General features: G+C 57.6%; 10 protein-coding genes. 3 read left to right on the forward strand and 7 right to left on the reverse strand.

The features are described 5' to 3' along the window. Window positions 1-151: 151 nt before the first annotated feature. Both MYY08_RS03230 and MYY08_RS03235 read left to right on the forward strand, forming a co-directional pair. The gene (locus MYY08_RS03230) at window positions 152-466 is read left to right on the forward strand and encodes a response regulator transcription factor (RefSeq protein WP_288013115.1); all 315 of its coding nucleotides are present in this window, start codon (window positions 152-154) and stop codon (window positions 464-466) included. Between the two features lie 137 nt (window positions 467-603). Next, entirely contained in the window at window positions 604-1,425 is an 822-nt protein-coding gene (locus MYY08_RS03235; protein ID WP_038624614.1) for an alpha/beta fold hydrolase, read from the forward strand. A 48-nt stretch (window positions 1,426-1,473) separates the two neighbouring features. On the opposite strand, the gene MYY08_RS03240 is transcribed toward MYY08_RS03235, so the two are convergent. Both MYY08_RS03240 and MYY08_RS03245 read right to left on the reverse strand, forming a co-directional pair. Continuing rightward, window positions 1,474-1,836: a DUF4406 domain-containing protein gene (locus MYY08_RS03240; protein WP_038624612.1), complete on the reverse strand. Its 363-nt coding sequence runs from the start codon at window positions 1,834-1,836 to the stop codon at window positions 1,474-1,476. A gap of 7 nt (window positions 1,837-1,843) precedes the next feature. Then, window positions 1,844-2,461 carry an NUDIX domain-containing protein gene (locus MYY08_RS03245; RefSeq protein WP_288013120.1) on the reverse strand — a complete coding sequence of 206 codons (618 nt, stop codon included), beginning with the start codon at window positions 2,459-2,461 and terminating at the stop codon, window positions 1,844-1,846. 85 nt (window positions 2,462-2,546) lie between these two features. Here MYY08_RS03245 and MYY08_RS03250 point away from each other — a divergent pair, with 85 nt between their 5' ends. Further along, window positions 2,547-3,302: a DeoR/GlpR family DNA-binding transcription regulator gene (locus tag MYY08_RS03250; RefSeq protein ID WP_038624610.1), complete on the forward strand. Its 756-nt coding sequence runs from the start codon at window positions 2,547-2,549 to the stop codon at window positions 3,300-3,302. A 74-nt stretch (window positions 3,303-3,376) separates the two neighbouring features. On the opposite strand, the gene MYY08_RS03255 is transcribed toward MYY08_RS03250, so the two are convergent. The 5 genes from MYY08_RS03255 to MYY08_RS03275 form a co-directional block, all read right to left on the reverse strand. Further along, window positions 3,377-3,760, reverse strand: coding sequence for a TfoX/Sxy family protein (locus MYY08_RS03255; RefSeq protein ID WP_038624608.1), 384 nt, complete (start codon window positions 3,758-3,760; stop codon window positions 3,377-3,379). A 77-nt stretch (window positions 3,761-3,837) separates the two neighbouring features. After that, window positions 3,838-6,045, reverse strand: coding sequence for a ferric-rhodotorulic acid/ferric-coprogen receptor FhuE (fhuE, locus tag MYY08_RS03260; RefSeq protein ID WP_288013125.1), 2,208 nt, complete (start codon window positions 6,043-6,045; stop codon window positions 3,838-3,840). A gap of 519 nt (window positions 6,046-6,564) precedes the next feature. Next, the gene (locus tag MYY08_RS03265; protein ID WP_038624606.1) at window positions 6,565-7,029 is read right to left on the reverse strand and encodes a YehS family protein; all 465 of its coding nucleotides are present in this window, start codon (window positions 7,027-7,029) and stop codon (window positions 6,565-6,567) included. Between the two features lie 71 nt (window positions 7,030-7,100). After that, window positions 7,101-7,829 (reverse strand): two-component system response regulator BtsR, encoded by a 729-nt coding sequence (btsR, locus tag MYY08_RS03270; RefSeq protein ID WP_038624604.1) that lies wholly within the window; start codon window positions 7,827-7,829, stop codon window positions 7,101-7,103. Further along, on the reverse strand, window positions 7,823-7,916 hold a 94-nt coding region (locus MYY08_RS03275), incomplete at its 5' end, for a hypothetical protein (RefSeq protein WP_288013130.1). The genes MYY08_RS03275 and btsR, both read right to left, overlap by 7 nt.

Below are 7,916 nucleotides of genomic sequence, written 5' to 3' on the forward strand. Positions count from 1 at the left end.
TATTTCAAACATGATAATGATAATTAGTGTGATAACATCCAGCATGTTTAAGAAATTTTAGCGTCATGTTGCCGTAATTTAACCAGCAAAAAATTCAGGTTTTCGCCGGAATTATCCATACCGGAGCAGACACACTGGAGAGGGGCTAATTATGGAACCAATAGTTTATGTGGTGGATGACGACTATTCGGTCAGGCAATCGCTGGTAAGTTTGCTGACGGCGGAAGATTATCAGGTCGCTGATTTCTCCTCCGCACAGGCGTTTCTCGCCTACCCTTTCAGCCCGGCGCCAGGCTGTCTGATTCTGGATATGAATATGCCGGAAGCAAACGGCTTTGACGTGACTGAAACCTTGCCCCATCTCGGCTGCCTTATTCCTATGATCTTTCTGACCGGCTACGGCACGATTCCGCTGATGGTCAAAGCGATGAAAGCGATCTCAGACAGCATAAGCGTCATACGATGAACGATTTAAAGATTCAGAATCGGGTGCTGTCTTACCATCGGAGCAAGAAGCCGCCTGAGGTTCGTATCTTCTCGCGCCCGGAAAATAATAATCCGCTTCCCTAAACCTTGTTCACTCACCAAAATGAGGATGTTTGTATGACTATGTTCACGACACAGGATGGCGCCCAGCTCTATTACAAAGACTGGGGCTCGGGTAAGCCGGTCCTTTTCAGCCACGGCTGGCCGCTGGATGCGGATATGTGGGACAGCCAGCTCAATTTCCTCGCTGAGCGCGGCTACCGCGCCATCGCCTTTGACCGTCGCGGCTTTGGCCGTTCCGAGCAGCCGTGGGAAGGCTACGATTACGATACTTTCGCTTCCGACATCAACGATCTGCTGACTCATCTCGATCTGAAAGAAGTGACGCTGGTCGGCTTCTCAATGGGCGGCGGCGACGTGACGCGCTATATCAGCCGCTACGGCAGCGCGCGCGTCTCGGCGCTGGTGTTGCTGGGCGCGGTGACGCCGATTTTCGGCAAGACGGAAGACTATCCGCAGGGCGTCGATATGAGCGTGTTTGAAGGCATTCGCGACGGACTGCGTAAAGATCGCGCGCAGTTTATCAGCGATTTTTCTCCGATTTTTTACGGCACCAACGCCGGACAGACCGTGTCGGAAGGCGTGCTGACCCAGACGCTGAATATCGCCCTGCTGGCGTCGCTGAAAGGCACCATCGACTGCGTCACCGCCTTCTCGGAAACCGACTTCCGTCCCGACATGGCGAAAATCGACGTACCGACGCTGGTGATCCATGGCAGCAACGATCAGGTGGTACCGTTTGAAAGTACCGGCAAAGTGGCGGCGGAGATGATTCGCAACGCGGAGCTGAAGGTGTATGACAATGCGCCGCACGGCTTTGCCGTCACGCATCAGGATCAGCTGAACAACGATCTGCTGGCCTTCCTGCAAAGCCGTTAAGCAAAAAAAGGGAGGATGCGCCGCATCCCCCCTTTCATTCCTGCATTTTTACAGACGCGCGATCTCTTCGGGCGAACGGTAGATTTTCAGGCCGCGCTGCTGCGCCACCTCAATATCCTTATCCGCCCCTTGCGATGCGCCTTCAATGCGGTAGATGGCGTCGCACTTGCCAATCAGCCGGTGCGCCACCGGGTAAAGCAGCGACTCGCTGATGGCATCGTCCAGCCGCTGCGAACCGGCGGCCTTCGCCAGCGGCAGCGCCAGCCATTCGCCGATCACCGGCACGTGTCCGCGCTGATAAACCTCCCATGCCGCCTGCTCCAGCCGTTGAAGATTCTGCGCGATCAGCCTTTCGTCGCCGTTGGTGCCGCTGCGATAAGGCCCGGCGATAAGGATCAGTTCCACATTCATAGCTGCCTCACATGATGCCGTTAAGGGCAAGATACTGTAATAACATGATGGTCTTGGCATCCACGATGTCGCCATCCCGGATCGCCTGCATCGCCGCCTGAAAGCTAACTTCCAACACCTCGATATCTTCGCCCTCCTCCTTTATCCCGCCGCCGTCTCCGGCGCGATCGCCTGCCTGATACTCCGCAATAAAGAAATAGAGCTTCTCCGTCACCGAGCCGGGACTCATAAAAGCCTCGAAAACTTTCTGCACCTGCCCGACGCTATAGCCGGTCTCCTCTTCTACCTCCGCCCTGATTATTTGCTCAGGATCGAGGTTATCCAGCAGCCCCGCCGGCGCTTCCAACAGAAAGCCAGGATGCTCGTTCACGTAGAGCGGAAAGCGGAACTGGCGGGTAAGTATCACGCTCTGCTTTGCGCGGTTATAAAGCAGCAGCGTCGCGCCGTTGCCGCGATCGTAAACTTCGCGGCTCTGGCGCTGCCATTCCCCGTCCCGTCGCCGGAAATCAAACGTGTATTTCTTCAGTAAATACCAGTCGTCGGATAGCGTTTTGCTTTCTACAATTCGCACCTCCGCCTGTCTGTTGCCTGTCAGGTTACCCGTTTCTGCATGTTTTACTGGCATGGACGCACCTCCTTCGGTAAGATGCGCACTATATCGTGCAAAAACATGCATGCTCAAGAATTTTCGTGCAATTAAGAAGAAGCCTATGCTGACCTCTCAACGTAAACAACTCATCCTGCAAAAGCTCGCCGCCGACGGCCAGGTGCTGTCGAAAATGCTGAGCGAAGAATTCAACGTTTCCGAAGATACGATCCGTCGCGATCTGCGCGAGCTTTCCGCCGAAGGGTTGTTGCAACGGGTGCATGGCGGCGCGCTGCCGGCCTCCGCCGCCGCCGCCACCTTCTCCGAGCGGAAAAATCTGCGTCTGGACGCCAAGCGCGCCATTGCGAAAAGGGCCGCGGCGCTGATCGAGCCGGGTCAGGTGGTCATGATCGACGGCGGCACCACCACCGCCGAGCTGATTACCTTTTTGCCGCACAGCCTGCAAATTACCGTGGTGACGCACAGCCCCGGCATTGCGCTGGGCCTGGCGGATCACCCGCTGATCGACGTGATCATGATCGGTGGACGCCTGTTCAGGCATTCGCTGGTGGCGGTCGGCGCGGCGGCGATCGAAAACGTGGCTAACGTGCGGGCGGATATCTTTTTTATGGGCGTGACCGGCATTCACGCCGAGGCGGGATTAAGCACCGGCGACTATGAAGAATCCTGCATTAAACGGGCTTTTGCCGGCAAGGCGGCGGAAACCGTGGTCATGGCCTCGCCGGAGAAGCTCAATACCGCCTCGGCCTGGGTTATCGGCGATCTGGCGCTGATCAATACAATGATTGTGGAAAGCGACACCGATGAACATCTGCTGACGCCCTTTATCGAGAAAGGGGTCACGGTAATTAAAGCGTGACGCGCTGCGGCCGGATGGCGGCAGCCGCCCGATGTTAATGCGTCAGCGCAAAAGCGCGGACGAACTTGACCTGGTTAATACGCGCGACTGCGTCCGGCGCGTTTTTTGCCGTTGTCGGCGCGCTTCGCGGCGTCAATCGCCGATCGCATCCACTCCGCCAGCGCCTCCTGGTCTTCCAGCAGCGCGTCGGGCAGGGTATAAAAAGACAGCTCAACCGATTTGACCGCGCCATCCGCGCCGCGCCGGGCGTAGGTGAAGGGTTCGCAGCCAGCGGCGATAAAGCGGCTGCGGTTATGCGCATCGGTTTTGAGAAACACCACGCCCGCCGGGTCAATCAGCAGCACCATCAGGCCGTCATAAAACAGCGCGGTGCAGCCAAACATGCGGCGGACGGCGAAGCGCCCCAGCGGGGCGATCTGATCAAGAATAAACTGTGTGGTTTCATCATAAACGGGCATCGCTTCCTCCTGCGCTTGCGCAACGACCGCCAACGTGCCGGTCGTTGCGCTTTAGCGCCAGTGTAGCCCGTTATTCATCAGAAGCTATAGTTCGCCGTAACGGTCACATTGCGCGGCGCGCCGTAGACCACATACTGACTGACGCTGGTGTCATATTTCTTATCAAGCAAGTTGTTGAGGTTCGCCTGCACCGACAGCTGCCTGGTCACCTGATAACGGCCAAACAGATTAACCAGCGCATAGCTGCCCTGCCCGGCATGCCAGGTGCCGTTGCCTTCCGGCGCGCTGACATTCTGCCAAACCTTGTTCTGCCAGTTCACCCCGCCGCCGACGGTGAGGTCGCGCAGCGCGGGCGGCGTCCAGGCGGCGAACAGCTTGACGCTGGTGCGCGGCTGGGTGGGGTTGATCGCATTGCCGTCGCCATCTTCCGCCACGTAGCGCGTAGCGCCGAGCGTCATTTGCAGGTCGTCGGTTACCGCGCCGTTGATCTCAAACTCCACCCCTTTGCTCACCGTGCCATGCGTGGCGAAGTAAGCGTATTCCTGGGTACCGGGAATAAGGAGGCTGGTGCTTTGTCCCACATTGTCCTGCTCAATGCGGAACACCGACATGGACGTGGTAACGCGGCTGTTCAGCCAGTCCGCCTTCACGCCCGCCTCGTAGTTTTTACCGGTGACCGGCGCAAGGTAGCTGCCGTTGATATCGCGATAAGTCTGCGGATTGAAGATCGAGGTGTAGCTGGCGTAGGCGGACCAGGCGTCATTGATGTCGTAAATCAGCCCGGCGTAAGGCGTAATGCGGTTCTTCTCCACATTCTGCGTCAGCGTGCTGGCGCTCCACTGGGTGTAGCGGGCGCCGAGAATCAGATGCAGCGGATCGGCCAGCGAAACGCGCGTCGCGGTATAGGCCGATTTCTGGTGGATGGTGTCTTCCTGCGCCAGGCTCAGCGGCCCCCAGGCGGTTTCCGGGAAGCTGCCGTTCCAGTTATTGAAATTGCCCACCTCGTCCGCAGACAGGTTGGCGAAGGTGCTCATATAGAGGTTGTGCTGACGGCTGTAGCTGACGCCCGCCATCAGCTCATGCTGACGACCAAAGAGTTCGTAAGGGCCGCTGGCGAAGGCGTCAAGGGCGTGCACTTTACGCTTGCCGGTGTTGTAGCCGGTGCCGCCAACTACCGGATAGTTGGGATAAGCGCTGACGCCGATGCCGCTGTTTTTATCGAAGAAGCCGTCGATATAGAGCATCTTGCTGTCGAGTTCGGTTTCGGTGTGGGTGCCGTTCAGAGTGAACTGCCAGCCGCTGTCGAAACGCTGCGTCAGGGTGGCGAAGACTTTTCTCGACTGCTTATCGCTCCGGGCCCAGTCTGGCGCGGTACTGTCGCTGCGATCGTAGTCGGTTTTACTGTGGTCAGTGTACCAGCGCGGCAGGCCGCCCCACGGCGGGCTGTCGGCGTTGGTTTCCTGATAGTCGTAGCCGACGGACAGGGTGGTGGAGTCAGTGAGATCGGCATCCACCACGCCGTAGATGAATTTCTTATTGGCGCTGTAGCGATCGATATAGCTGTCATTATCCTGGTAGCCGGCGATTAGGCGTCCGCGCAAGTTGCCGGAATCGGTCAGCGGCGCCGAGAGATCGAGAACGTAACGCTGCTTGTCCCAGCTGCCGTAGCTGGCGGAGACATTGCCGACAAATTCGCGGCTGTCGGCGTGCTTGCGCACCATGTTAATCGCCGCCGATGGGTTGCCCGTGCCGGTCATCAACCCGGTCGCGCCGCGCACCACTTCGATGCGATCGTAAATGGACGTATCGGCCGCGGAGTCGCCGAGGTTCCAGCGTTCCTCAAACACGGTGGGAATGCCGTCCACCATGTAGTTATCAATCATAAAACCGCGCGAATAGAAGGTGCTACGGTCGAAATCCGCCACGCTTTCGCTCACGCCGGTGGTGTTCTTCAGCACATCGCCCAGCGTTTGCAGCTGCTGATCCTGCATGCGCTGCTTGCTGATGATACTGACGGACTGCGGAATTTCGCGTGCGGTTAAGGTCATTTTGGCGCCCGCCTGGGTAACCGGCACGCTGTAGTCGCTCGCCTGGGTATTGTCGGCGCTGTCGCCTGACGCTTCCACCACCAGCGTTTCCTCTTTCGCCGCCTCAGCGGCAACGGCGGCTGGCGCATGCAGTGCAATGGCCACCAGCGCGGCAAGCGGCGTTAAAAGCAGAGCGGTCTGTTTCCCTGCTGCGGAGCCGGCAACGCGCCCTTCCCTGATACTGTTAGAAAAAACCATTTTTTCACCTTCGCGAGATTTTATTATTGTCTGCTGCGAGACGCGTTCCGCTTCCAACAGGAGAGGCGTTCATCCTTCGCGCATCTATCCCTGAGCCAACAGCCACTGCTGGCATAGTAAAAGTCTCTGAAACGGCGGTAATGAACGACAGCGCAAGCAGCTTACCGTTAGTATTGCGAATGAGAACTTTAATCATTTCCATTCATAGTGTAAATGAATATTAATGGCGGTTTAGTAAACGATCGCACAGGAGTATTCGCGCTATTGAACGCAGCGGTATGACAGAAATGAAATCTGGAGGACTGCTAAAAGACGCAGCGGCATCTTGACCGATGCGAGAAGAAAACAGGATGCACGGTCTCGCTTCTGCTTTTGACTTTTTGTGTGTTGTAACTAATAGCGGAATCCGAGATGCAGCGAGACCAATACGCGGCGTGGCTTGCATAAAAGCCCGACAGCGCTGCCGGGCTCTTATGCGACAAAATAAGATGATGAGGAAAAATCAGTCTCAAGCCGATGTCAGGCCGGACGCAGACGGGCGGTTAAGCCGCGCAGGAAATAGCGCAGGAACTGATCGCCGCACTCGCGGTAGTTTTTATGCTCCGGCGCACGCATCATGGCGGTGATTTCCGACATGGAGATGCGGAACTGCTGAGCGGTGAGAATATCGAGAATATCGTCGGTTTTTAACGCAAAGGCGACGCGCAGCTTTTTAAGGATAATATTGTTGTTAATGCGACGCTCCACCTTCAGCGGCGGCATGCTCTCATCTTTACCGCGTTTGTGGTAAATCAGGCCGTTTAAAAAGCAGCTCATCACCACGTCCGGGCAGGGGGCGAAGCCCTCTTCCTCTTCTTTCAGCACGTAGCTGGCCACCTGCTCCGCCGACACCGCGGTATCGGCCAGCGCCAGGATCGCGACCATCTCGTTATTGTTCAGCTTCAGCATGTAGCGCAGGCTACGCAGCACATCGTTATTCATCATCGCGATCTTCCTCGCCCTTCCGGTATTCAAAGCGGGCAGTATAGCGATCTCTGCGCTGATGACGAGCAAAACTACGCGCTTTTCAGCCCCAGCGCCTCTTTCAGGCTTTTCAGATAACGGCGGCTGACCGGCACCTTCTGCCCGCTGCGCAGCAGCAGCTCCGCCTGACCGTTTTCCAGTAAGCGGATCTCTCTCAGGTGTGCCATATTCACCAGATATTGCCGGTGACAGCGCATCAGCGGCGTACGGCACGCCAGCGTACGCAGCGTCAGTTCGGTGAACCCTTCGGTGCCGTCGATGCTGGTGACGAAAACGCCGCTGAGCCGACTGCTGACGCAGGCCACCTCCGCCATCGGCAGCAGCCAGATGCGGCTGTGGCCGCAGCACGGAATAAACTTCAGCGCCTGCTGGTTTTCCGGCAGCAGCGCGACATTCTGTTCGCCGCGTTCGTGACGCAGCCGCGCCAGCGTTTTCGCCAGGCGCCCCGTCTCTACCGGCTTCAGCAGGTAGTCGAAGGCGTGCTCCTCGAACGCGCGCACCGCATACTCATCGAAGGCGGTGAGAAACACGATATGGGGACGCTGCTCCACATCCAGCATGCCCGCCATCTCCAGGCCAGAAATGCGTGGCATCTGAATATCCAGAAACAGCACGTCGGGGCGCAGTCGGTGAACCGCGCCGATCGCCTCAACCGCATTGGCGCACTCGCCGACAATGGCGATATCCTCTTCCTGTTCCAGCAGCACGCGCAGGTTTTCCCGCGCCAGCGGCTCATCATCCACAATCAGCACCGTTAACACAGCTTCTCCTCCAGCGGCAGACGCAGGGTTACGCAGGTGAACCGCTCCGGCTCGCAGCGGACGCTGATGCCGCAGTCGTCACCGAAG

Origin of the sequence: Mixta sp. (assembly GCF_024610815.1) — a bacterium.
Lineage (GTDB): Bacteria > Pseudomonadota > Gammaproteobacteria > Enterobacterales > Enterobacteriaceae > Mixta > Mixta calida.